At 63.2% G+C, this 24,783-nt stretch carries 22 protein-coding genes; 18 read left to right on the top strand and 4 right to left on the bottom strand.

What is annotated here, in order from left to right:
• Positions 1 to 92 precede the first annotated feature (92 nt).
• Complete coding sequence (locus tag EC839_RS06045; RefSeq protein ID WP_007159267.1) at positions 93 to 593, top strand: GNAT family N-acetyltransferase; 501 nt, start codon at positions 93 to 95, stop codon at positions 591 to 593.
• A 102-nt stretch (positions 594 to 695) separates the two neighbouring features.
• On the top strand, positions 696 to 1,760 hold the full coding sequence (locus tag EC839_RS06040; protein WP_007159266.1) for a 5-methyltetrahydropteroyltriglutamate--homocysteine S-methyltransferase: 1,065 nt from the start codon (positions 696 to 698) through the stop codon (positions 1,758 to 1,760).
• A gap of 1 nt (position 1,761) precedes the next feature.
• Here the strand turns inward: EC839_RS06040 and EC839_RS06035 are convergent, their stop codons facing one another.
• A complete protein-coding gene (locus EC839_RS06035; protein WP_007159265.1) occupies positions 1,762 to 2,391 on the bottom strand; it encodes a LysE family translocator in 630 nt (209 codons plus the stop codon).
• A gap of 49 nt (positions 2,392 to 2,440) precedes the next feature.
• Positions 2,441 to 3,259 carry a pyruvate, water dikinase regulatory protein gene (locus EC839_RS06030; RefSeq protein ID WP_007159264.1) on the bottom strand — a complete coding sequence of 273 codons (819 nt, stop codon included), beginning with the start codon at positions 3,257 to 3,259 and terminating at the stop codon, positions 2,441 to 2,443.
• 126 nt (positions 3,260 to 3,385) lie between these two features.
• On the opposite strand from EC839_RS06030, the gene ppsA reads away from it, so the two are divergent.
• The 6 genes from ppsA to EC839_RS06000 all read left to right on the top strand — a co-directional run bounded on the left by ppsA (position 3,386) and on the right by EC839_RS06000 (position 9,843).
• The gene (gene ppsA / locus EC839_RS06025) at positions 3,386 to 5,755 is read left to right on the top strand and encodes a phosphoenolpyruvate synthase (RefSeq protein WP_007159263.1); all 2,370 of its coding nucleotides are present in this window, start codon (positions 3,386 to 3,388) and stop codon (positions 5,753 to 5,755) included.
• 153 nt (positions 5,756 to 5,908) lie between these two features.
• The gene (locus EC839_RS06020; RefSeq protein ID WP_007159262.1) at positions 5,909 to 6,910 is read left to right on the top strand and encodes a zinc transporter ZntB; all 1,002 of its coding nucleotides are present in this window, start codon (positions 5,909 to 5,911) and stop codon (positions 6,908 to 6,910) included.
• A 48-nt stretch (positions 6,911 to 6,958) separates the two neighbouring features.
• The gene (locus tag EC839_RS06015; RefSeq protein ID WP_007159261.1) at positions 6,959 to 7,222 is read left to right on the top strand and encodes a hypothetical protein; all 264 of its coding nucleotides are present in this window, start codon (positions 6,959 to 6,961) and stop codon (positions 7,220 to 7,222) included.
• Positions 7,223 to 8,047, top strand: coding sequence for a mechanosensitive ion channel domain-containing protein (locus tag EC839_RS06010; RefSeq protein WP_007159260.1), 825 nt, complete (start codon positions 7,223 to 7,225; stop codon positions 8,045 to 8,047).
• Between the two features lie 55 nt (positions 8,048 to 8,102).
• Positions 8,103 to 8,687 (top strand): RNA polymerase sigma factor SigX, encoded by a 585-nt coding sequence (sigX, locus tag EC839_RS06005; RefSeq protein ID WP_007159259.1) that lies wholly within the window; start codon positions 8,103 to 8,105, stop codon positions 8,685 to 8,687.
• Between the two features lie 100 nt (positions 8,688 to 8,787).
• Positions 8,788 to 9,843, top strand: a complete 1,056-nt coding sequence (locus EC839_RS06000; RefSeq protein ID WP_007159258.1) for an OmpA family protein — start codon at positions 8,788 to 8,790, stop codon at positions 9,841 to 9,843.
• A gap of 136 nt (positions 9,844 to 9,979) precedes the next feature.
• Here EC839_RS06000 and gltA read toward each other — a convergent pair whose 3' ends face one another.
• Positions 9,980 to 11,260 (bottom strand): citrate synthase, encoded by a 1,281-nt coding sequence (gltA, locus tag EC839_RS05995; RefSeq protein WP_007159257.1) that lies wholly within the window; start codon positions 11,258 to 11,260, stop codon positions 9,980 to 9,982.
• 347 nt (positions 11,261 to 11,607) lie between these two features.
• Here gltA and sdhC point away from each other — a divergent pair, with 347 nt between their 5' ends.
• From sdhC to brnQ, 10 genes are all read left to right on the top strand, one after another.
• The gene (gene sdhC / locus EC839_RS05990) at positions 11,608 to 11,994 is read left to right on the top strand and encodes a succinate dehydrogenase, cytochrome b556 subunit (protein WP_026083585.1); all 387 of its coding nucleotides are present in this window, start codon (positions 11,608 to 11,610) and stop codon (positions 11,992 to 11,994) included.
• The gene (sdhD, locus tag EC839_RS05985; protein WP_007159255.1) at positions 11,988 to 12,356 is read left to right on the top strand and encodes a succinate dehydrogenase, hydrophobic membrane anchor protein; all 369 of its coding nucleotides are present in this window, start codon (positions 11,988 to 11,990) and stop codon (positions 12,354 to 12,356) included. The genes sdhC and sdhD overlap by 7 nt, the downstream gene beginning before the upstream one ends.
• Before the next feature lie 3 nt (positions 12,357 to 12,359).
• A complete protein-coding gene (gene sdhA, locus EC839_RS05980; RefSeq protein WP_007159254.1) occupies positions 12,360 to 14,132 on the top strand; it encodes a succinate dehydrogenase flavoprotein subunit in 1,773 nt (590 codons plus the stop codon).
• A gap of 11 nt (positions 14,133 to 14,143) precedes the next feature.
• On the top strand, positions 14,144 to 14,848 hold the full coding sequence (locus EC839_RS05975; RefSeq protein ID WP_007159253.1) for a succinate dehydrogenase iron-sulfur subunit: 705 nt from the start codon (positions 14,144 to 14,146) through the stop codon (positions 14,846 to 14,848).
• 185 nt (positions 14,849 to 15,033) lie between these two features.
• A complete protein-coding gene (locus EC839_RS05970; RefSeq protein ID WP_132832475.1) occupies positions 15,034 to 17,865 on the top strand; it encodes a 2-oxoglutarate dehydrogenase E1 component in 2,832 nt (943 codons plus the stop codon).
• Between the two features lie 42 nt (positions 17,866 to 17,907).
• Positions 17,908 to 19,128 (top strand): 2-oxoglutarate dehydrogenase complex dihydrolipoyllysine-residue succinyltransferase, encoded by a 1,221-nt coding sequence (gene odhB / locus EC839_RS05965; RefSeq protein ID WP_007159251.1) that lies wholly within the window; start codon positions 17,908 to 17,910, stop codon positions 19,126 to 19,128.
• Positions 19,129 to 19,208: 80 nt separating this feature from the next.
• On the top strand, positions 19,209 to 20,645 hold the full coding sequence (lpdA, locus tag EC839_RS05960) for a dihydrolipoyl dehydrogenase (protein ID WP_007159250.1): 1,437 nt from the start codon (positions 19,209 to 19,211) through the stop codon (positions 20,643 to 20,645).
• A gap of 184 nt (positions 20,646 to 20,829) precedes the next feature.
• The gene (gene sucC / locus EC839_RS05955; RefSeq protein WP_007159249.1) at positions 20,830 to 21,996 is read left to right on the top strand and encodes an ADP-forming succinate--CoA ligase subunit beta; all 1,167 of its coding nucleotides are present in this window, start codon (positions 20,830 to 20,832) and stop codon (positions 21,994 to 21,996) included.
• On the top strand, positions 21,996 to 22,883 hold the full coding sequence (sucD, locus tag EC839_RS05950) for a succinate--CoA ligase subunit alpha (RefSeq protein WP_007159248.1): 888 nt from the start codon (positions 21,996 to 21,998) through the stop codon (positions 22,881 to 22,883). Before sucC ends, sucD begins: the two co-directional genes overlap by 1 nt.
• A gap of 205 nt (positions 22,884 to 23,088) precedes the next feature.
• Complete coding sequence (gene brnQ, locus EC839_RS05945; RefSeq protein WP_051119431.1) at positions 23,089 to 24,432, top strand: branched-chain amino acid transport system II carrier protein; 1,344 nt, start codon at positions 23,089 to 23,091, stop codon at positions 24,430 to 24,432.
• Between the two features lie 55 nt (positions 24,433 to 24,487).
• On the opposite strand, the gene EC839_RS05940 is transcribed toward brnQ, so the two are convergent.
• A complete protein-coding gene (locus tag EC839_RS05940) occupies positions 24,488 to 24,769 on the bottom strand; it encodes a hypothetical protein (protein WP_007159246.1) in 282 nt (93 codons plus the stop codon).
• Positions 24,770 to 24,783 lie beyond the last annotated feature (14 nt).

Raw genomic sequence — 24,783 nt, 5'->3', positions numbered from 1 at the left:
TCCAGCTATCGGCTTAGCCGCTCCTAGCGTCGCCCTTGTCCCATCCCCCGGACCTGGACGAAGCTGCGGACTTCCGTCAAGGAGTGCCGCCCATGTCCAGCTCCACCGTTCACCTGGAACGCTATGCCGACCGCCATGCCGAGGGTCTCGCTGCCCTCTATGGCGATCCAGCCGTGGCGCGGCAGGTGCTGCAGCTACCCTATCAGAGCGCCGAACAATGGCGGCAGCGTCTGAGCGGCGAACGCGAAGGGCGGATAGGATTGGTCGCCCTGCAGCAGGGGCGGGTGGTGGGCAGCGCCAGTCTCGAGCAGCAGCCGCGCATTCGCCGCCAGCACTGTGGCGCCCTCGGCATGGGCGTGGCCCGGGATTGCCAGGGGCAGGGCATAGGCACCCAGCTGCTGACGGCTCTGCTCGACCTCGCCGACAACTGGATGAATCTGCAACGGGTCGAACTGACCGTCTTCAGCGACAACGAGCCAGCCCTGGCGCTCTATCGCAAGCTGGGTTTCGAAGAAGAAGGGCTGCTGCGTCGCTATGCCCTGCGCGATGGGGTGTTCGTCGATGCCTACAGCATGGCGCGCTTCAAACCCTGATCGCGGTGTATGAGAGAAACTTGAGTTCACCACAAGAAACCTGAGTTTGTTTCATGGGTCATGCGCGACGACAATCTCCACCCTGTCAGGTGGAGGTGTGCAATGGTCAAGATTCATTCCCAGGGTTCCGCGCGGCGCGAGCAACAGGGTGACGCGTCCCTGGCGACGCTGGCGTCTCTCGACGATTGCGACCGGGCCGCCCTGATCGCCCAGGGACGCCAGCAGCGTCAGCAGGCGTGGCGCGCCCAGCAGGCCGCGGGTTGTGAGTGGCTCGCGGTAGGCGACTTCGGCTGGGGCGATCGGGTTCTGGCGCATTCGTATTTGGTCGGCGCCGCCGCTCGCACCGAGGCGGCAGACGATCATCTATTCGCTGGCCCCTGTCAGGTCCCGGTATTCACCGCGGACCAGTCCTTTGCCATCGGCTGGGAGCAGCTGTTCGAGGAGGTCGCCGAGGCCCAGGCGCTCGGTCTGGTGGCCAAGCCGGTGATCCTCGGACCCCTGAGCTATCTATGGCTCGGTCGCTCACTCGATCCGGCCTTCGACCGCCTCGAACTGCTGGAAGCGTTGCTGCCGGTCTATGGCGAGATCTTCGCGCGGTTGGCCGCCCAGGGCGTGGAATGGATCCAGCTCGACGAGCCTCTGCTGACGCGGGAACTGCCGCTGGCCTGGCGCACCGCCTTCGAAAGGGCCTACAACCTGCTGCAACGCGAGCCGCTGAAGAAGCTGCTGGGCGTGCGTCAGGGCGAATTGCTCGACAACCTGGGGCTGGCTGCCGGTCTGCCGGTGGAGGGGCTGCATGTCGACTGGCCACGGTCGGTCCAGGCCCAGCAGGGGCTGCTCGATCGGCTGCCAGCCTACAAGACGCTGTCGCTGGGTCTGGTGGAAGACACCGAAGCCGGGCCGATCGGTCAGCAGCGGCGGCAGCAATTCGCCCGTCAGGTCGGCGAGCGCCTGCAGGAACGCCTCTGGCTCTCGCCCGCGGCCTTTTCCGGAGCTGCCGACACGGCCCAGGCCGCGGCATTGACAGCCGAATTCAGCACGCTGGTGCGAACCGCTCGCGAGGCCGGGGTGGACACGCCGCTAGCGCCCAGGGAACAGCCCTGGTCGGCGATCGAAGCGGCCCTGGCCAAGCTGGGCGCCGCCCAGTCCGGTCTGGTGTCGTCCTGAATCAGCGGTGGGCGGTCAGCAACAGACCGCCTGCGCCGGCAAAGAAGGCCCCGGTGGCCTGATTGAGGCGGCGCACCCCACGGGGTCCGCGGATGAAGCGGCGGATCTGGCGGCCGAACAGGCCATAGATCACGGCCGCGACCAGCTCCGCGAACAGATGGGTGCCACCCAGGTAGACGAACTGCTGGGTCGTCGGCTGAGTGGGATCGATGAACTGCGGAAAGACCGCGGCGAACAGCAGGATCGCCTTGGGATTGCTGATGCCGATGAGGAATTCCTGCAGCATCAGCCGGTGCAGCGCCCGCGGTTGCGCCGCGCCGGTCTCGGCCAGGTCCAGGCCGTCGAAGGCCCGGCTGCGCCAGCTCTTCACGCCCAGGTAGAGCAGGTAGAGCGCGCCGATCCACTTGATGACGGTAAAGGCCGTCTCCGAAGCCAGCAGCATGGTCCCCAGGCCCACCGCCGAAATCACCAGGAAGATCACGAAGGCCACGTCGCGACCCAGGGCCGCCAGTCCCGCCGTCACCGCGCCATGGCGGATGCCGTTGCCGAGCGAGCAGAAGTTGTTGGGGCCGGGGGTCAGGGCGATCAGCAGGGCGACCGGAAAGAACAGCAGGGCATCGACGAGGTTCATGGCGGTCGCCTGGTGCGCCGCACGGGCGCCGAAGAGGAGGGGTGGTCGGCTATTTAAACCGTCTTTCCACGCCTTTCTCCACCAGAATCTTCGCCGAGATTTCCTCCACGGAAAAATGCGTGGTGTTGATGAAGGAGATGTTCTCGCGGCGGAACAAACTCTCCACCTCGCGCAGTTCGAATTCGCACTGGGCGAAGCTCGCATAGCGACTGTTGGGCCGACGCTCGTGGCGGATCGCCGCCAGGCGCTCGGCGTCGATGGTCAGGCCGAACAGCTTGTCCTTGTAGGTCTTCAGCGAGGCGGGCAGCTGCAGACGCTCCATGTCCTCTTCGGTCAGCGGATAGTTCGCCGCGCGGATGCCGTATTGCAGCGCCATATAGAGGCAGGTGGGCGTCTTGCCGCAGCGCGAGACCCCGACCAGGATCAGATCGGCCTGCGCATAGTGGGTCGTGCGGGCGCCGTCGTCGTTTTCGAGTGCGAAATTGACGGCCTCGATCCGCTCCATGTAGTGACTATTGTGCATGATCGAATGTGACTTCCCTACCGAATACGAAGATTCGGCGGAAAGTTCCCTTTCGAGCGGGGATAAAAACGTGGAGAAGATGTCGATCATGAACCCGTTCGACTGGTCCAGAATGGCCCGGATGTCACGGTTGACGATGGTATCGAAGATGATGGGTCGCGCACCGTCCTGAACGGCGGCGGCATTGATCTGCTGTACCATCGCCCTGGCCTTGTCCAGCGTATCCACGTAGGGGCGGGTGACCTTTCTGAAGGTGATGTCCCCGAACTGGGCCAGGAGGCTCTGACCGAGGGTTTCGGCCGTGATGCCGGTACCGTCGGAAATGAAAAAGGCGGTTCGTTGCATGGAGGGACGTCCTGGTGGCGTACGGGGCAGGGATCGCTGCACTGTAACCTACCGCCGTCCACTGTCCATGGGGCGAGCGCCGAGGCGTACTGCTTTCCCACAAAGACACAAGATGGAGAGAAGACCTTGGACGAGTATGTAATTTCACTGGAGCAGCTTGGCGTACACGACGTCGAGCGCGTGGGCGGCAAGAACGCATCCCTCGGCGAGATGATCGCCAACCTGGCCGGCGCGGGCGTCTCCGTACCGGGCGGGTTCGCCACCACGGCCCAGGCCTATCGCGACTTCCTCGAGCAGAGCGGCCTGAACGATCGCATTCACGCGGCCCTCGATGCGCTGGATGTCGACGACGTCGTCGCCCTGGCCAAGACCGGCGCGCAGATCCGCCAGTGGGTCATGGACGCGCCTTTCCCCGAGCGCCTGGACGCCGAGATCCGCCGGGCCTTCGCCGAGATCTCGGCGGGCAACCCCAATCTCGCCGTCGCCGTGCGCTCCTCGGCGACCGCCGAAGACCTGCCGGATGCCTCCTTTGCCGGCCAGCAGGAAACCTTCCTCAACATCCGCGGCGTCGACAACGTCATTCGCGCGGCCAAGGAAGTCTTCGCTTCCCTCTTCAATGACCGCGCCATCGCCTACCGCGTCCACCAGGGCTTCGATCACAAGCTGGTCGCCCTGTCCGCCGGCGTGCAGCGCATGGTGCGTTCCGAGACCGGCGCCGCCGGCGTGCTCTTTACTCTGGACACCGAATCGGGCTTCCGCGACGCGGTCTTCGTCACCGCCGCCTATGGCCTTGGCGAGACCGTGGTGCAGGGTGCGGTCAACCCGGACGAATTCTATGTCCACAAGCCCACCCTGGAAGCCGGTCGCCCGGCCATCCTCAGACGCAACCTGGGCAGCAAGGCCATCAAGATGGTCTATGGCGAAGAAGCCAAGGCCGGTCGCTCCGTGCGCACCGTCGATGTCGAACCGGCGGATCGCGCGCGCTTCTCCATCACCGACGCCGAGGTTACCGAACTGGCCAAGCAGGCGCTGATCATCGAGCGCCACTATGGTCGGCCGATGGACATCGAGTGGGCCAAGGACGGTGACGACGGCAAGCTCTACATCGTCCAGGCCCGCCCCGAGACTGTGAAGAGCCGCGCCAGCGCCACCGTCATGGAGCGCTACCTGCTCAAGGACAAGGGCCAGGTGCTGGTGGAAGGCCGCGCCATCGGCCAACGCATCGGCGCCGGCAAGGTCAAGATCATCCGCGACGTCAGCGAGATGGATCGCGTCCAGCCCGGTGACGTCCTGGTCTCCGACATGACCGATCCCGACTGGGAGCCGGTGATGAAGCGCGCCAGCGCCATCGTCACCAACCGCGGCGGTCGTACCTGCCACGCCGCCATCATCGCTCGCGAGCTGGGCATTCCGGCGGTGGTCGGCTGCGGCAACGCCACCAGCCTGCTCAAGGACGGCCAGACCGTCACCGTCTCCTGCGCCGAGGGTGACACCGGCCTGATCTACGAAGGCGAGCTGGACTTCGATATCCGCCAGAGCTCGGTGGATGCCATGCCCGAGCTGCCATTCAAGATCATGATGAACGTCGGCAACCCAGACCGTGCCTTCGACTTCGCCCAGCTGCCCAATGCCGGCGTAGGTCTGGCGCGCCTGGAATTCATCATCAACCGCATGATCGGCGTGCACCCCAAGGCGCTGCTCAACTACGACAGCCTGCCCTTCGAGGTGAAGGAGAGCGTCGACAAGCGCATTGCCGGCTACTCGGACCCGGTCGGCTTCTATGTCGAGAAGCTGGTGGAAGGGGTCTCCACCCTGGCCGCAGCCTTCTGGCCGAAAAAGGTCATCGTGCGCCTGTCGGACTTCAAGTCCAACGAATACGCCAATCTCATCGGCGGCAAGCTCTACGAACCCGAGGAAGAGAACCCCATGCTGGGCTTCCGCGGCGCGTCCCGCTACATCAGCGAGAACTTCCGCGACTGCTTCGAGCTGGAATGCCGCGCCATGAAGAAGGTGCGCGAGGAGATGGGCCTGACCAACGTCGAGCTCATGGTGCCCTTCGTGCGCACCCTGGACGAGGCGGCGCGGGTGGTCGAGCTGCTTGGCGAGAACGGTCTCAAGCGCGGCGAGAACGACCTGCGCGTGATCATGATGTGCGAGCTGCCCTCCAACGCCCTGCTGGCGGACGAATTCCTCGAGCACTTCGATGGCTTCTCCATCGGCTCCAACGACCTGACCCAGCTGACCCTGGGCCTGGATCGCGACTCCGGCATCATCGCCCACCTGTTCGACGAGCGTAATCCGGCGGTCAAGAAGCTGCTGGCCAATGCCATCGCCGCCTGCAACCGGGCCGGCAAGTACATCGGCATCTGCGGTCAGGGTCCTTCGGACCATCCCGACCTGGCCAAGTGGCTGATGGAGCAGGGCATCGAGAGCGTCTCGCTCAACCCCGACTCCGTGCTCGACACCTGGTTTTTCCTGGCCGAAGGCAACGCCTGAGTCCAGGGGTCGCCCCGCCGGCCAGCGGCGGGGTGATCCTTTCCAGGATTAATCCCTCTCATTCCCCACGAAGGTGGCGCCTGCGCCCTGTCCCGGGCCACCTTCGCCGGATCGCCTGGCCACCGTGGTCACGATCCCTGCACGAGACCCCAGATGCAGCAGTACGACAGCGATGTGGAGCAAGGCCTCATCTATGGCTATCTTCTCGATGGCCGCGGTGGCGGACGCCGCCTCGGTCGTCGCGAGCTGGCGGAGGTGGAGCCGGGTCCGAACGAGGTGCTCTGGCTGCACTGGGATCGCAGTGTGCCCGAGGCCCAGGCCTGGCTCCGCCAATCCAGCGGGCTCAGCGAATTCGCCTGTGACCTCCTGCTGGAAGAGGCGACCCGCCCGCGTCTGGTCAATCAGCCCGACGACAGCCTCCTGCTGTTCCTGCGCGGGGTAAATTTGAATCCGGGCGCCGTGCCCGAGGACATGGTGTCGCTGCGGGTCTTCGTCGACAAACGCCGGGTGATCTCCCTGCGCATGAGACCCATGAAGGCCGCCGCCGAGGTCCAGGAGGACCTGGAGGCGGGCATCGGTGCCCAGAGTGCCGAGGCACTGGTGCTCTATCTCGCCAGCTACATGACCAGTCGGGTGGATGACCTGGTGCGTGGCCTGTCCGATCAACTCGATGGCCTCGAAGAGCAACTCGATCAGGACGAGGATAGCCTGCCCGACCATGCCCAGGTGCTGACCCTCAGGCGCCGCGCGACCGGGCTGCGCCGTTACCTGGCCCCACAGCGTGACATCTATGGCGATCTCGCCCGCGGCAAGCCCGCCTGGTTCGTCGAGGCGGCCAGCCAGGGCTACTGGAGCGAATTGCACAACAGCCTGGTGCGCAACCTGGAAGAGCTCGAGGTGATGCGCGAGCGGGTCGCGCTGCTGCAGGACGCCGAACAGCGGGCGACTACCGAAAAGACCAATCGCACCCTCTATCTGCTGGCTATCATCACCGGCTTCTTCCTGCCCATCAGCTTCATCACCGGTCTGCTCGGGATGAACATGGGTGGCATGCCGGGTTCGTCATCCGCCTTCGGCTTCGTGGCCGCCTGCCTGGTGATCGGCGCGGTGGCGGTCTTCCAGGTCTGGCTGTTCCGTCGACTGCGCTGGCTGTGACCCGTCCCCACCTCGCTGCGTCAAGAGGAAACGACCAGCGAGGTGCTTATGCACGATCCCTTCGAAGCGTCCCTCAAGGCGCTCCTCAATACCCCGGCCAATGCTCAGGACGAGGAGGGCGACGATCAGGCCCGCTTGCATCGCGTGCTCAAGACTGCCAACCGTCAGGTCGGCGCGGGTGCACTGTTCGATTTGATCGGCCGGCACTGGGCATCGGCGTTGCTGCTGGCACTGGGCAACGGTGCCCCTCACCTGAAGCCGCGCACGCGCCGTACCGCGCGTCGCGAATCTCTCCCGGAGATCCTGAAGTAGATGGAATTCGATATCTGGACCCAGAGTCTGCTGTCCGCCATGACCACCCTGTGGAGCAAGGTGGCCGGCTTCATTCCCAACGTCTTCGGCGCCCTGGTGGTGATCCTCGCCGGCTTCGCCGTCGCCAAGATTCTCGACACCGTGCTGTCGAAGGTCCTCGCCAAGCTCGGCTTGGATCGCGTTCTCGCCGGTGCCGGGGTGACCAAGCAGCTGGCCAAGATCGGCATCCGCATGCCGGTCACCACCCTGATCGGCCGGATCGTCTACTGGTTCGTCCTGCTGGTGTTCCTGGTCTCGGCCGCCGAGTCCCTGGGCCTGCAGCGCGTGTCCTCGACCCTGGACGTCATGGCGCTCTATGTGCCCAAGATCTTTGGCGCTGCCCTGGTGCTCATCGTCGGCGTGCTGCTGGCGCAACTGGTCAGCGGTCTGGTGCATGGCGCCGCCGAAGGCGTCGGCCTGGATTACGCGGCCGGCCTGGGGCGCCTGGCCCAGGGACTGGTCATCATCATTTCGATCTCGGTCGCGGTCGGTCAGCTGGAGATCAAGACCGAACTGCTGAACCTGGTCATCGCCATCGTGCTCACCGCCTTCGCCCTGGCGGCGGCCCTGGCCCTGGGGCTCGGCAGCCGTGGGCTGGTGTCGCAGATCCTGGCCGGCATCTATGTGCGCGAACTCTATGAAGTCGGCCAGTGGGTGACCCTGGCGGACGTCGAAGGCGAGATCGAGGAAATCGGCACCGCCAAGACGCTCATCATGACCGAAGAGGGCGATATCGTTTCGGTTCCGAACCGTCTATTGCTGGAGACCCAGGTGCGCAGCCGCTGACAGGCGACGCGGAGATGGCTATCATGCCCGCCACTTTTTGGTAGCCAACTCCGTCTTGAACAAGCCTGCCCCTCATGCCTACGACCCGACCACGCTCAGTGATGAAGAGCTGGTCCAGCGCGCGCATGGTGAACTCTTCCACGTGACGCGAGCCTACGAAGAACTGATGCGCCGTTATCAGCGCACCCTGTTCAACGTCTGTGCCCGCTACCTGGGGAACGACCGGGACGCAGACGATGTCTGCCAGGAGATCATGCTGAAGGTGCTTTACGGTTTGAAGAATTTCGAGGGGAAATCGAAATTCAAGACCTGGCTGTACAGCATCACCTACAACGAGTGCATCACTCAGTACCGCAAGGAACGCCGCAAGCGGCGGCTGGTGGAGGCATTAAGTCTGGACCCGATGGAGGAAGCCTCCGAGGAAAGGGCGCCGAAGCTGGAAGAAAAAGGAGGGATGGATCGCTGGCTGGTCCATGTGGGTCAGGTCGATCGGGAGATCCTGGTGCTGCGCTTCGTCGCAGAGCTGGAGTTCCAGGAGATCGCCGACATCATGCACATGGGTCTCAGCGCCACCAAGATGCGATACAAGCGGGCACTCGACAAACTGCGTGACAAGTTCGCAGCTGAAGTTGAGGGCTGACCGGATGTGTCAGCCGTAAGTTTTTGAACTTCACGAAAACTTGTTGTCGAAGCCTCCGGAGATTGCCGGAATTAGTACCACTAAAATGGGGATACAAAGGATGAAACTGAAGAGCACCTTGGGCGTCGTGATCGGCTCCCTGCTGGCAAGCGCCTCGCTGAGCGCCCTGGCACAAGGTCAAGGCGCCGTCGAGACCGAGCTGTTCGGCAGCCGTCTGTTCACCGACAGCCAGCGCAACATGACCAACGCTGACCTGTACGGCGGTTCCGTTGGCTACTTCCTGACCGACGACGTTGAGCTGGCGTTGTCCTACGGTGAGTACCACAACGCCCGTGGCGACCACGACCTGGGCCACAAGAACATCAAGGGCAGCCTGGCCGCTCTGGACGCCTACTACCACTTCGGTCAGCCCGGCGTCGGCCTGCGTCCGTACGTATCCGGTGGCTTCGCTCACCAGTCCATCAGCAACCGCGACATCAACGAAGGTGGTCGTGATCACTCCACCTACGCCAACCTGGGTGCCGGCCTGAAGTACTACTTCACCGAGAACCTGTATGCCCGTACCGGCGTACAAGCCAACTACAACATCGACTACGGCGACACCGAGTGGAGCGCTGCTGTAGGTGTTGGTCTGAACTTCGGTGGTTCCACCAAGAAAGAAGTCGCTCCGGCTCCGGCTCCGGCCCCCGTTGCTGACGTCTGCACCGATTCCGACAACGACGGCGTCTGCGACAACGTCGACAAGTGCCCGAACACCCCGGCCAACGTCACCGTTGACGCTACCGGCTGCCCGGCTGCTGCCGAAACCGTTCGCGTCGAGCTGGACGTGAAGTTCGATTTCGACAAGGCCGTGGTCAAGCCCAACAGCTACGCCGACATCAAGAACCTGGCTGACTTCATGCAGCAGTACCCGCAGACCTCGACCACCGTTGAAGGCCACACCGACTCCGTCGGCACCGACGCCTACAACCAGAAGCTGTCCGAGCGTCGTGCCAATGCCGTGCGTAACGTCCTGGTCAACCAGTACGGCGTGCAGGGTAGCCGCGTGAACGCTGTTGGTTACGGCGAGTCCCGCCCGGTTGCTGACAACGCCACCGAAGCCGGTCGCGCTGTGAACCGTCGCGTAGAAGCCGAAGTCGAAGCTCAGGCCAAGTAATCCGCCTGATACAGACTCCAAAAAAGCCCGCCTAGTGCGGGCTTTTTCATGACTGGCGTTCCGGGTTTCAGGCCCAGATCCGAGCTTCGCAGGCAAAAAAAACCCCGCCGAGGCGGGGTTCTTCCTGACGGATCGATCAGCCGCGATCGTCCGGGATGTCGCGCTGGGCGACGCCGGTGTACAGCTGACGCGGCCGGCCGATCTTGTAGGGCCCGGACAGCATTTCCTGCCAGTGCGAGATCCAGCCGACGGTCCGCGCCATGGCGAAGATCACGGTGAACATGCTGGTCGGGATGCCGATCGCCTTGAGGATGATGCCGGAATAGAAGTCCACGTTCGGGTAGAGGTTGCGCTCGACGAAGTAGGGGTCCTTGCGGGCCAGTTCTTCCAGGCGCATGGCCAGTTCCAGCTGCGGATCGTTGATACCCAGTTCGGCCAGGACTTCGTCGCAGGTCTGCTTCATCACCGTGGCGCGCGGATCGAAGTTCTTGTAGACGCGATGTCCGAAGCCCATCAGCTTGAACGGATCGTTCTTGTCTTTGGCCTTGGCCACGAACTTGTCGATGTTGGCGACATCGCCGATCTCGTCCAGCATCTTCAGTACGGCTTCGTTGGCACCGCCGTGCGCCGGACCCCAGAGGGCGGCAATGCCGGCGGCGATACAGGCGAAGGGGTTGGCACCGGAAGAGCCGGCCAGGCGGACGGTGGAGGTGGAGGCGTTCTGCTCATGGTCGGCATGCAGGATGAAGATGCGATCCATGGCCCGGGCCAGCACCGGGCTGATGGGTTTCTCCTCGCACGGGGTGTTGAACATCATGTGCAGGAAGTTTTCCGAGTATCCCAGGTTGTTGCGGGGATACATCATCGGCTGACCCATGGAGTACTTGTGCACCATGGCTGCCAGGGTCGGCATCTTGGCGATCAGGCGCATCGCCGAAATCTCGCGGTGCTGCGGATCGGTGATGTCCAGGGAGTCGTGGTAGAAGGCCGACAGGGCGCCGACCACGCCGCACATGATGGCCATGGGATGCGCATCGCGACGGAAGCCGTTGAAGAAGTTCTTCAGTTGCTCGTGAACCATGGTGTGGTTCTTGATGGTGTCCACGAACTGCACTTTCTCTTGCGCGTTCGGCAATTCACCCTTGAGCAGCAGGTAACAGGTCTCGAGGTAGTCGGATTTCTCCGCCAATTGCTCGATCGGGTAGCCGCGGTGCAGCAGGATGCCCTTGTCACCATCGATATAGGTGATCTTGGACTCGCACGAGGCGGTGGACATGAAGCCCGGGTCGAAGGTGAACACACCAGTGGAGGTGAGGTTGCGAACATCGATCACGTCCGGGCCAAGGGTGCCGGACATAACGGGCAGGTCAACCGGATCCGCTCCCGAGATGATCAACTGCGCTTTCTTGTCAGCCATTAGGCCTCCTTATTTTGCTTTGAAATCATCAATAAACCCTCCACTCAGGGCCTCGCCCACTATAGAGGGATAAATTTGAAAGTCAATTTACGAAAATATCACCCTAAAGGCTCTTTCTGGGCAGATTGTGCGGCGAAAAGACATTAACACGCAGGCTTCTGAATATCAGCTGGCGACGTCGGAATCGGGCATCCGCGTTTGTCATGAGTAGGCTAACTGTCTATAATTCTCGCCCGACCGTACCGGGTCGGCGAGCTGATGCCGAGCGGTCGAGACGCCTCCAATAGGAAGCGTGTAGTAGATGTGGAATCTCCTATAACTAGCCCGACCGCAATTGGGCCCTCAGTGTGAAAGAAGCCGTGAATAGCAAACGACCTGTAAACCTAGATCTCAGGACCATCAAACTACCTATCACAGCTTATACCTCGATTCTTCACCGTATCTCCGGCGTCATCCTGTTCCTCGGCATCGCAGTCATGCTCTATGGCCTGCACCTGTCGCTGGGTAGCCCGGAAGGCTTCGGCCAAGTGAAAGCTTTTCTGGCCTATCCGCTGGTCAAGCTCGTGATCTGGGGTCTGCTGTCTGCATTGCTCTACCACTTGGTCGCCGGCATTCGGCACCTGATCATGGATGGTGGCGCCGGCGAAACCCTGCAGGGCGGCAAGCTGGGTGCGCAGCTCGTGCTGGTCATTTCCGCAGTTCTGATCATTCTGGCAGGGGTTTGGGTATGGTAACCAACGTCACCAATCTTTCACGTTCCGGTCTCTATGACTGGATGGCTCAGCGGGTCTCGGCAGTCGTCCTGGCGGTCTACTTCCTCTTTATCATCGGCTACCTGATCCTTCACCCAGGGCTCACCTTCGAGCAATGGCACGGCCTGTTCTCCCACACCTTGATGCGCATCTTCAGCCTGCTGGCGTTGGTGTCCATTTGCGTTCATGCCTGGGTCGGTATGTGGACCATCTCCACCGACTACCTGACCACCATGGCTCTCGGCAAGGGTGCTACCACCGTGCGTTTCCTCTTCCAGGCGGTATGCGGGTTCGCGATGTTCGCGTTCTTCGTCTGGGGCGTGCAGATCTTCTGGGGTGTTTGATCTATGTCCACAATTCGTCATATTACGTTTGATGCCATCATCGTAGGTGGCGGCGGCGCCGGTATGCGTGCCGCCCTGCAACTTGCCCAGTCCGGTCACAAGACCGCGGTGATCACCAAGGTTTTCCCGACCCGTTCCCACACCGTGTCCGCTCAGGGTGGCATCACCTGCGCCATCGCCTCGGCCGATCCGAATGACGACTGGCGCTGGCACATGTACGACACCGTAAAGGGGTCGGACTACATTGGTGACCAGGACGCCATCGAATACATGTGCTCCGTAGGCCCGGAAGCGGTCTTTGAGCTCGAGCACATGGGTCTGCCGTTCTCCCGTACCGAGCAGGGCCGCATCTATCAGCGTCCCTTCGGTGGTCAGTCCAAGGATTACGGCAAGGGTGGCCAGGCTGCGCGTACCTGCGCCGCGGCGGACCGTACCGGTCACGCCCTGCTGCATACTCTTTATCAGGGCAACCTGAAGAACAACACGGTGTTCCTCAATGAGTGGTACGCCGTGGACCTGGTCAAGAACCAGGATGGCGTCGTGGTCGGCGTAATTGCCATCGCCATCGAAACCGGCGAGACCGTTTACGTAAAGGCCAAGGCTACCGTGCTGGCCACCGGCGGTGCAGGTCGTATCTACGCCTCTACCACCAACGCCCTGATCAATACCGGTGACGGTGTTGGCATGGCGCTGCGCGCCGGCGTGCCGGTGCAGGACATCGAGATGTGGCAGTTCCACCCGACCGGCATCGCCGGCGCCGGGGTGCTGGTCACCGAAGGTTGCCGCGGTGAGGGTGGCTACCTGATCAACAAGCATGGCGAGCGCTTCATGGAGCGCTATGCTCCCAACGCCAAGGACCTGGCCGGCCGCGACGTGGTCGCCCGTTCCATGGTCAAGGAAGTGCTGGCTGGCAACGGCTGCGGTCCGGACGGCGACCACGTGCTGCTGAAGCTGGACCACCTCGGTGAAGACGTGCTGCACAGCCGTCTGCCCGGCATCTGCGAACTGTCCAAGACCTTCGCCCACGTCGATCCGGTCGTCGCTCCGGTGCCTGTGATCCCTACCTGCCACTATATGATGGGCGGCATCGCCACCAACATTCATGGCCAGGCCATCACTCAGGACGCCAACGGCAACGACAAGATCATCGAAGGCCTGTTCGCCGTGGGCGAAGTGGCCTGCGTGTCCGTGCACGGTGCCAACCGTCTGGGTGGCAACTCGCTGCTGGACCTGGTGGTCTTCGGTCGTGCGGCCGGTCTGCACCTGGAGAAGGCACTCAAGGAAGGCATCGAGCACCGCGGTGCTTCGGAAAGCGACCTGGAAGCCTCGCTGCAGCGCCTGTCCGGCGTCAACGAGCGGACCACGGGCGAAGACGTCGCCAGCCTGCGCAAGCAACTGCAGACCTGCATGCAGAACTACTTCGGGGTGTTCCGCACCGGCGAGTACATGCAGAAGGGCATCGCCGAGCTCGCCGACCTGCGCGAGCGCATCGCCAAGGTCAAGATCAACGACAAGAGCCAGGGCTTCAACACCGCCCGTATCGAGGCGCTCGAGTTGCAGAACCTGCTGGAAGTGGCCGAAGCGACCGCCATCGCCGCCGAAAACCGCAAGGAGTCTCGTGGTGCTCACGCCCGTGAAGACTTCGAAGAGCGTGACGACGAGAACTGGCTGTGCCACACCCTCTATTTCCCCGGTGAAAAGCGGGTCAGTAAGCGTGGAGTCAACTTCGCGCCCAAGACCGTACCGATGTTCGAACCCAAGGTTCGGACTTACTAAAGGTGACCACCATGTTGAAAGTCAGCGTTTATCGTTACAACCCGGATCAGGACGGCCTGCCGTCCATGCAGGAGTTCCAGGTCGATACCGGTGGGAAGGACCTCATGGTGCTGGACGTCCTGGCTCTGATCAAAGAGCAGGATGAAGGCTTCTCCTACCGTCGTTCCTGCCGCGAAGGGGTGTGCGGTTCCGACGGCATGAACATCAACGGCAAGAACGGCCTGGCGTGCATCACGCCGCTGTCGGCCGTGGTCAAGAATGACAAGCTGGTCGTGCGTCCGCTGCCCGGCCTGCCGGTCATCCGTGACCTGGTCGTCGACATGAGCATCTTCTACAAGCAGTACGAGAAGGTGAAGCCGTTCCTGCAGAACGAGACCCCGGCCCCGGCCATCGAGCGCCTGCAGAGCCCGGAAGACCGCGAGAAGATCGACGGTCTGTACGAGTGCATCCTGTGCGCCTGCTGCTCGACGTCCTGCCCGTCCTTCTGGTGGAACCCCGACAAGTTCCTCGGCCCCGCTGCGCTGCTGCAGGCCTATCGCTTCCTGGCCGACAGCCGTGACACCAAGACCCAGGAGCGCCTCGCCGCCATGGACGATCCGTTCAGCGTGTTCCGCTGCCGGTCGATCATGAACTGCGTGGCGGTCTGTCCCAAGGGGCTGAACCCGACCAAGGCCATCGGCCATGTGCGGGCGATGCTGCTGCAGAGCGGTACCTGATCCACGTCCCGCCCGGCCTGTTGTGCCGGGCGGGTTCGTTAGCGACCTTGATAGCTTGATTCAACCAATGTCCATTCAGGGATACCCGGAACACGATCCGGGCATTGGCGCAGCCGTAGTGAGGCCAGGTCTCGCGTCGAGACGGGTCATCGGCTGATGCTATCTCTGCCGAAGGGGTGAACTAGATGCACGAAAGTCAGATGCAGCAACTGTGGGACAGCGCTCACCTGTCCGGCAGTAATGCTGCCTATGTGGAAGAGCTCTATGAGCTGTTTCTGCACGATGCCAACGCTGTGCCGGAAGAGTGGCGCACCTACTTCCAGAAACTGCCTGCGGTCACTGGCAATTCGCCGGACGTCGCGCATTCCGCGATCCGCGACCATTTCGTGCTGTTGGGCAAGAACCAGCGGCGAGCTCAACCGGTCTCGGCCGGTACCGTCAGTTCCGAACACGAGAAGAAGCAGGTCGAAGTCCTGCGTCTGATCCAGGCGTTCCGTCTGCAGGGCCATCAGGCTGCCCAGCTCGACCCCCTGGGTCTGTGGAAGCGTCAGCCGCCTGCCGATCTGCTGCTCAACCACTATGGGTTGACCGACGCCGATCTGGATACCACCTTCCGTACCGGTGAATTGTTCATCGGCAAAGAGGAGGCAACTCTCCGCGAAATCAGGGATGCGCTGCAAGAGACATATTGCCGCACGGTTGGTGCGGAGTTCATGCACATCGTCGATTCCGAGGAGCGCCGCTGGTTCCTGCAGCGCCTGGAAAGCGTTCGTGGTCGCCCGCAATATTCGCCGGAAGTCCGCACCCATCTGCTGGAGCGCCTGACCGCCGCCGAGGGTCTGGAAAAGTACCTGGGCACCAAGTACCCGGGCACCAAGCGTTTTGGTCTGGAAGGGGGCGAGAGCCTGATTCCGCTGATCGACGAGATCATCCAGCGTTCCGGTTCCTATGGCGTCAAGGAGCTGGTGATCGGCATGGCCCACCGTGGCCGCCTGAACGTGCTGGTCAACACCCTGGGCAAGAACCCGCGCGATCTGTTCGACGAGTTCGAAGGCAAGAAGCTGGTCGAGCTAGGCTCCGGTGACGTCAAGTACCACCAGGGTTTCTCCTCCAACGTCATGACCCAGGGCGGCGAAGTCCACCTGGCGCTGGCGTTCAACCCCTCGCACCTGGAGATCGTCTCTCCGGTGGTGGAAGGTTCGGTGCGTGCCCGCCAGGATCGCCGCGGCGATCGTTCGGGCGACAAGGTCGTGCCGGTCGCCATCCACGGCGACGCCGCCTTCGCGGGCCAGGGCGTGGTCATGGAAACCTTCCAGATGTCGCAGACCCGGGCCTACAAGACCGGCGGCACCCTGCACATCGTCATCAACAACCAGGTTGGCTTCACCACCAACCGCCAGGAAGACGCGCGCTCCACCGAGTACGCCACCGACGTCGCCAAGATGATCCAGGCGCCGATCTTCCACGTGAACGGCGACGATCCCGAGGCGGTGCTGTTCGTCACCCAACTGGCGGTCGACTACCGCATGCAGTTCAAGCGTGACATCGTCATCGACCTGGTGTGCTACCGCCGTCGCGGGCACAACGAGGCCGACGAGCCGAGCGGCACCCAGCCGCTGATGTACCAGCAGATCGCCAAGCAGCGCACCACCCGCGATCTCTATGCGGATGCCCTGACCCAGGCTGGCGTCGTTACCGCCGAGCAGGTCCAGGCGCAGTTCGAAACCTATCGCGGCGCCCTCGACGAGGGTCGTCACGTGGTTGCCAGTCTGGTCAAGGAACCCAATCGCGACCTGTTCGTCGACTGGAAACCCTACCTGGGCCATGCCTGGACCGCGCGTCACGACACCGGCTTCGACCTCAAGACCTTGCAGGACCTGGCCAACAAGCTGCTGCAGATTCCGGAAGGCGTCGTGGTCCAGCGTCAGGTCGGCAAGATCCTCGAGGATCGCCAGAAGATGACCGCCGGCGGTCTGCCCCTGAACTGGGGCTTCGCCGAGACCATGGCCTACGCCACCCTGTTGCACGAAGGCCATCCGATCCGCATCACCGGTCAGGACGTCGGTCGTGGCACCTTCTCGCACCGTCATGCGGTGCTGCACAACCAGAAGGACGCCGTCCCCTACGTGCCCCTGCAGCACCTGGCCGAGGACCAGCCGTCGTTCGAGATCTACGATTCCTTCCTTTCCGAGGAAGCGGTGCTGGGCTTTGAATACGGCTACGCCACTACCACGCCCAACGCGCTGGTGGTCTGGGAAGCCCAGTTCGGTGATTTCGCCAACGGTGCCCAGGTCGTCATCGACCAGTTCATCACCAGCGGCGAGATCAAGTGGGGTCGTCTCTGCGGTCTGACCATGCTGCTGCCCCATGGCTACGAAGGCCAGGGTCCGGAGCACTCCTCGGCCCGTCTGGAGCGTTACCTGCAGCTGTGCGCCGAGCAGAACATCCAGGTCTGCGTCCCCACCACGCCGGCACAGATCTACCACCTGCTGCGTCGCCAGGTGATCCGCCCGCTGCGCAAGCCGCTGGTAGTGCTCACGCCCAAGTCGCTGCTGCGCCACAAGCTGGCCATCTCGACCCTGGAAGACCTGGCCCATGGCTCCTTCCAGACCGTGATCAACGAGCTGGATCAGATCGATGCCCAGCAGGTGAAGCGTCTGGTGCTGTGCAGCGGCAAGGTCTACTACGACCTGCTGGAAAAGCGCCGCAGCGAGAATCGCCAGGACATCGCCATCGTGCGTCTGGAGCAGCTCTATCCGTTCCCGGAAGACGACCTGGCCGAGGTGCTGGCCGGCTATCCGAACCTCGAGCGCGTGGTCTGGTGCCAGGAAGAGCCGATGAACCAGGGCGCCTGGTACTGCAGCCAGCATCACATGCGCCGCGCCGTGTCCGGTTACAAGCAGGGCCTGGGTCTGGAATACGCCGGTCGCGATGCGTCCGCCGCGCCGGCCTGCGGCTATGCCTCCATGCACGCCGAGCAGCAGGAAAAACTGCTGCAAGATGCTTTCTCCGTTTGATTCGCCACGCGACTACTAGAGATCACTAAGGAAATTCATAGAATGGCTATCGAGATCAAAGCCCCTACCTTCCCGGAATCGGTCGCTGACGGCACCGTCGCCACCTGGCACAAGAAGCCCGGCGAAGCGGTAAAGCGTGACGAACTGCTGGTCGACATCGAGACCGACAAGGTCGTGCTGGAAGTCGTGGCACCTGCCGATGGCGTGCTGGCCGAAATCCTGAAGAACGAAGGCGATACCGTGCTGAGCGAAGAAGTCATCGCTCGCGTGGAAGAGGGCGCCGCTGCCGCCGCCGCTCCGGCTGCCCAGCCGGCCGCTGCCAGCGCTCCGGCCGCCGCCCCGGCTGCCGGTGGTGAAGAAGATCCGATTCTGGCGCCCGCCGCGCGCAAGATCGCCGAAGAGAACGGTATCGATCCGGCTACCCTGGTCGGCACCGGCAAGGGCGGTCGCATCACCAAGGAAGACGCCGTCGCCGCCGTCGAGGCCAAGAAGTCCGGCGCTGCCGCTCCGGCTGCCAAGCCCGCTGCCGCTGCCGCTCCGGTGGTGACCGCCGCTGGCGACCGTACCGAGAAGCGCGTGCCCATGACCCGCCTGCGGGCCAAGGTCGCCGAGCGCCTGGTCGAAGCGCAGTCCAGCATGGCCATGCTGACGACCTTCAACGAGGTCAACATGAAGCCGATCATGGACCTGCGCTCCAAGTACAAGGACATGTTCGAGAAGAAGCACAACGGCGTACGTCTGGGCTTCATGTCCTTCTTCGTCAAGGCCGCTACCGAGGCGCTCAAGCGTCAACCGGGCGTCAACGCCTCCATCGACGGCAACGACATCGTCTACCACGGCTACCAGGACATCGGCGTGGCCGTATCCAGCGACCGTGGCCTGGTGGTTCCGGTGCTGCGCAACGCCGAGTTCATGAGCCTGGCAGAAGTGGAAGGCACCATCGCCGACTTCGGCAAGAAGGCCAAGGCCGGCAAGCTGACCATGGAAGACATGCAGGGTGGCACCTTCACCATCTCCAACGGTGGTGTCTTCGGTTCGCTGCTGTCCACCCCCATCGTCAACCCGCCGCAGACTGCGATCCTGGGCATGCACAAGATCCAGGAACGCCCCATGGCGGTAAACGGCCAGGTAGTGATCCTGCCGATGATGTATCTTGCGCTGTCCTACGACCATCGCCTGATCGATGGCAAGGAAGCCGTGACCTTCCTGGTCACCATGAAGGACCTGCTGGAAGACCCGGCTCGTCTGCTGCTGGACATCTGATCCGGCTCTCGCGGTGCGGGGCAGGGGCCACGCACCGCTTCAAGTTTTCCTGCCTGAAGCTGCTCCAAGGGGATTAGTGTATGAGCGACAAATTCGACGTAGTGGTGATCGGCGCCGGCCCTGGTGGCTACGTGGCCGCCATCCGCGCCGCGCAGCTCGGTCTGAAGACGGCCTGTGTCGAGCGCTACAAGGGCAAGGAAGGCAAGGTTGCCCTGGGCGGCACCTGCCTGAACGTGGGTTGCATTCCCTCCAAGGCGCTGCTGGACAGCTCCTACAAGTACCACGAGGCCCACGAAGGCTTTAAGGTCCACGGCATCGACGCGCCGAACGTCACCATCGACGTGCCCACCATGATCGGCCGCAAGGACCAGATCGTGAAGAACCTCACCGGCGGCGTGGCCACCCTGTTCAAGGCGAACGGTGTGACCCTGCTGGAAGGTAACGGCAAGTTGCTGTCCGGCAAGAAGGTCGAAGTCACCGGTCTGGACGGCAACGTCCAGGTGGTCGAGGCCGAGAACGTCATCCTGGCGTCCGGCTCGCGTCCCATCGACATCCCGCCGGCTCCGGTGGACCAGAAGGTCATCGTCGATTCCACCGGCGCCCTGGAATTCCAGAGCGTGCCCAAGCGTCTGGGCGTGATCGGTGCCGGCGTCATCGGTCTGGAACTGGGTTCGGTCTGGGCCCGCCTGGGCGCCGAAGTCACCGTGCTGGAAGCCCTGGACAAGTTCCTGGTCGCCGCCGATGAGCAGGTGTCCAAGGAAGCCTACAAGATCCTCTCCAAGCAGGGTCTGAACATCCGCATGGGTGCGCGCGTGACCGGTTCCCAGGTCAACGGCGAAGAGGTCACCGTGCACTACACCGAAGCCGGTGAAGAAAAGCAGATCACCTTCGATCGTCTGATCGTCGCCGTGGGCCGTCGTCCGGTCACCACCGATCTGCTGGCCTCCGACAGCGGCGTCGAAAGCGACGAGCGTGGCTACATCTACGTCGACGACCATTGCGCCACCAGCGTGCCGGGTGTGTTCGCCATCGGTGACTGCGTTCGCGGTCTGATGCTGGCCCACAAGGCCTCGGAAGAGGGCGTGATGGTTGCCGAGCGCATCGCCGGTCACAAGGCCCAGATGAACTACGATCTGGTGCCCTCGGTGATCTACACCCACCCGGAAATCGCGTGGGTCGGCAAGACCGAACAGGCCCTGAAGGCCGAAGGCGTCGAAGTCAACGTCGGCACCTTCCCCTTCGCGGTCAGCGGTCGCGCCCTGGCGGCCAACGACACCGCCGGCTTCGTCAAGGTCGTGGCCGATGCCAAGACCGATCGCGTCCTGGGCGTCCATGTGGTTGGCCCGAGCGCGGCGGAGCTGGTGCAGCAAGGCGCCATCGCCATGGAATTCGGCACCAGCGCCGAAGACCTGGGCATGATGGTGTTCTCGCACCCTACGCTGTCCGAGGCGCTGCACGAAGCGGCCCTGGCAGTGAACGGTCATGCGATCCACGCAGTGAATCGCAAGAAGCGGTAAGAGATTTACGGAACCACGGGGTCGCCGACCGCCGTGGAGCCCCTAGGCTCCACCGCAGGAAGGCGCCTCGGACCCTTGCGAGGGCAGGGGTCACAGGTGGCGCGGTGCCCGCGACCGTCCGGAGGACGGCACGGATAACGCACAGCGTCTAATGCGCAATACCCAACGAAGACGGTAGACAAGCATGAATCTCCACGAGTATCAGGGTAAGCAGCTGTTCGCTGAATACGGCCTGCCCGTTTCCAAAGGCTACGCTGTCGACACCCCCCAGGAGGCCTACGAGGCTTGCGGCCGTATCGGCGGCGACGAGTGGGTCGTCAAGGCCCAGGTACATGCCGGTGGCCGTGGTAAGGCCGGTGGCGTGAAGCTGGTCAAGAGCAAGGAAGAAGCCAAGGAATTCGCCGCCAAGTGGCTGGGCCAGCGTCTGGTGACCTACCAGACCGACGCCAACGGTCAGCCGGTCAGCAAGATCCTGGTCGAATCCTGCACCGACATCGACAAGGAGCTCTATCTGGGCGCCGTGGTCGATCGTTCCAGCCGCCGCATCGTGTTCATGGCGTCCACCGAAGGTGGCGTGGACATCGAGAAGGTCGCTCACGACACTCCGGAAAAGATTCTCAAGGCCACCATCGATCCGCTGGTGGGCGCTCAGCCCTACCAGGGTCGCGACCTGGCCTTCCAGCTGGGCCTGAAAGGTGACCAGATCAAGCAGTTCACCCAGATCTTCGTCGGTCTGGCCAAGCTGTTCCAGGACTACGACCTGGCCCTGCTGGAAGTGAACCCGCTGGTGATCAAGAAGGACGGCAACCTGCACTGCCTGGATGCCAAGATCAACATCGACAGCAACGCCATCTACCGTCAGCCCAAGCTGCGCGCCTTCCACGACCCGTCGCAGGACGACGCCCGTGAAGCCCATGCGCAGAAGTGGGAACTGAACTACGTGGCCCTGGAAGGCAGCATCGGCTGCATGGTCAACGGTGCCGGTCTGGCCATGGGTACCATGGACATCGTCAACCTGCACGGCGGCAAGCCGGCCAACTTCCTGGACGTTGGCGGCGGCGCGACCAAAGAGCGCGTGACCGAAGCGTTCAAGATCATCCTGTCCGACAGCAACGTGAAGGCCGTTCTGGTGAACATCTTCGGCGGCATCGTGCGCTGCGACATGATCGCCGAAGGCATCATCGGTGCCGTGAAGGAAGTCGGCGTGAAGGTGCCGGTCGTGGTTCGCCTGGAAGGCAACAACGCCGAACTCGGTGCCAAGGTCCTGGCCGAAAGCGGCCTGAACATCATCGCGGCAACCAGCCTGACCGACGCTGCCCAGCAGGTCGTCAAGGCCGCGGAGGGTAAGTAATGAGCGTCCTGATCAACAAAGACACCAAGGTCATCTGCCAGGGCTTCACCGGTAGCCAGGGTACCTTCCACTCCGAACAGGCCATCGCCTACGGCACCCAGATGGTCGGCGGCGTGACCCCCGGCAAGGGCGGCTCCACCCACCTCGGCCTGCCGGTGTTCAACACCGTCAAGGAAGCCGTGGAAGCCACCGGCGCCGATGCTTCGGTGATCTACGTTCCGGCTCCCTTCTGCAAGGACTCCATCCTGGAAGCGGCCTTCGGCGGCATCAAGCTGATCGTCTGCATCACCGAGGGTATCCCCACCCTCGACATGCTGGATGCCAAGGTGAAGTGCGACGAGCTGGGCGTACGCCTGATCGGCCCGAACTGCCCTGGCGTCATCACCCCCGGCGAGTGCAAGATCGGCATCATGCCCGGTCACATCCACCTGCCGGGCAAGGTCGGTATCGTGTCGCGTTCCGGCACCTTGACCTATGAAGCCGTGAAGCAGACCACGGATGCCGGCTTCGGCCAGTCCACCTGTGTGGGCATCGGCGGCGACCCCATCCCGGGCTCGAACTTCATCGATATCCTGAAGCTGTTCCAGGAAGATCCGAAGACCGAAGCCATCGTGATGATCGGCGAGATCGGCGGCAGCGCTGAAGAAGAAGCCGCGGCCTATATCAAGGCCAACGTCACCAAGCCGGTGGTGTCCTACATCGCTGGTGTCACCGCACCGCCCGGCAAGCGCATGGGCCACGCTGGCGCCATCATCTCCGGCGGCAAGGGCACTGCAGACGAGAAGTTCGCTGCCCTGCAGGACGCCGGTGTGAAGACCGTGCGTTCCCTGGCCGACATCGGCAAGGCCCTGGCCGAGCTGACCGGTTGGGAAGTCAAGAAGGCCTGAGCCTGACTGACTGCAGAAAAGGCCGCCTCCGGGCGGCCTTTTTCATGGGCGCTGCCACGACGCCTCATCAGCTGCCGGCTGCCTTTTCGCCGGTAATTCGTTAGGATGGCAACCTTCCGCTCCAACGGCCACCTCGTGGCCCCGCCAAGACCTGCTCCCATGAGGGCGGGCTGCCTCGTTTTCCTCATTGCTGGTACTGCCTTCCATGAAAGCTTTGCAAAGCCGGGATGTCCTGGCCCTTGGATTCATGACGTTCGCGTTGTTCGTTGGCGCGGGCAACATCATCTTTCCGCCGATCGTCGGCCTGCAGGCGGGCGAGCACGTCTGGAGCGCTGCCCTGGGCTTCCTGCTGACCGCAGTCGGCCTGCCGGTGCTGACGCTGATCGCCCTGGCGCGGGTCGGCGGCGGCATGGACGCCCTGAGCAAGCCGCTCGGCCAGACCGCTGCCCGCACCCTGGCCATCGTCTGCTACCTCTCGGTTGGACCGCTGTTCGCCACGCCGCGGACCGCTACGGTGTCCTTCGAAGTCGGTGTCGCGCCGCTGCTGGGCAACGGGCCCGTTCCGCTGTTCCTCTACAGCCTGGCCTACTTCCTGGTGGTGCTGGTGGTCTCGCTCTATCCGGGACGCCTGCTCGACACCGTGGGACGCTTTCTCGGTCCGCTGAAGATCCTGGCGCTGGCCGTACTGGGTGGAGCGGCGCTGTTCTGGCCAGCCGGCGGCCCTGTCACGGCGGCGCCGGACTATGCCTCGCGCGCACTGTCCCAGGGCTTCGTCAACGGCTACCTGACCATGGATACCCTGGGCGCCCTGGTGTTCGGCATCGTCATCGTCAATGCCATTCGCGCTCGGGGCGTAACCGCGCCGCAGCTGCTGACGCGCTACACCATCATCGCCGGCCTCATCGCTGGAGTCGGGCTGGTGCTGGTCTACCTGAGTCTGTTCCAGCTCGGCGCCGGCAGCGGGGTGCTGGTGCCGAATGCCAGCAATGGCGCCGAGGTGCTGCATGCCTATGTGCAGCATACCTTCGGTAGCGTCGGCAGCGACTTCCTGGCAGTGCTGATCACCCTGGCCTGTCTGGTCACGGCGGTGGGCTTGACCTGCGCCTGCGCGGAATTCTTCAGCGAATTCCTGCCGTTCAGCTATCGCAGTCTGGTGGTTCTGCTGGCGGCCTTCTCGCTGCTGGTGTCCAACCTGGGGCTGACGCAGCTGATCCAGATCTCGGTTCCGATTCTGACCGCCATCTATCCACCCTGTATCGCCCTGGTGGTGCTGAGCTTCTTTACCGCCCGCTGGGCGGCACCCGGGCGCATCCTCGGCCCGGTGCTGCTGGTGGCCCTGGCCTTCGGTATCCTCGATGGCCTGCAGGCCGCGCATCTGACGGTGCCCTATCTGAGTGGTGCCGTGCAGTGGCTACCGTTGGCCGACTCGGGTCTGGGCTGGCTGTTGCCGGCCGTGGTGGTGGGCCTTGCCGCCCTGGCCCTGGAACATTTCAGACGTGGCGGGCGCGCGCCCGAGGGTGAAGCCGAGCCGGATCCTTCGCGCTCCTGAATCAGCCACCCACAAAAAAGCCCGCAGCAGCGGGCTTTTTTCATATCCGATCGGCTTACGGCTTGGGCTGGGTAGCCGGCGCGTTGCCGTTGGCGGTCCCGGTAGCCGGGCTCACCGAGGTGGCTTCGCCTTTGGATTGCTCCTTGGCAGCTTCGTTGGCAGCTTCGTTGCGCTGCTCGGCAGCCTTGTTGCTCTGCTCAGCGGCTTTGTTCAGGTTTTCCTGGGCTTTCTGTTCGGTCTTGGCAGCATCCTGAGCCTTGTTTTCGGAAGGCTTGTCACAGGCGGCGAGGCCGAAGGCGGCAGTGAAGAGCAGGGCGATGGCGAAGGGCTTTTTCATGTGTTTTCTCCTTA

This window comes from Pseudomonas sp. JUb52 (assembly GCF_004341115.1).
Lineage (GTDB): Bacteria > Pseudomonadota > Gammaproteobacteria > Pseudomonadales > Pseudomonadaceae > Chryseomonas > Chryseomonas oryzihabitans.
This window is presented reverse-complemented; position numbering and strand designations above follow the sequence as displayed.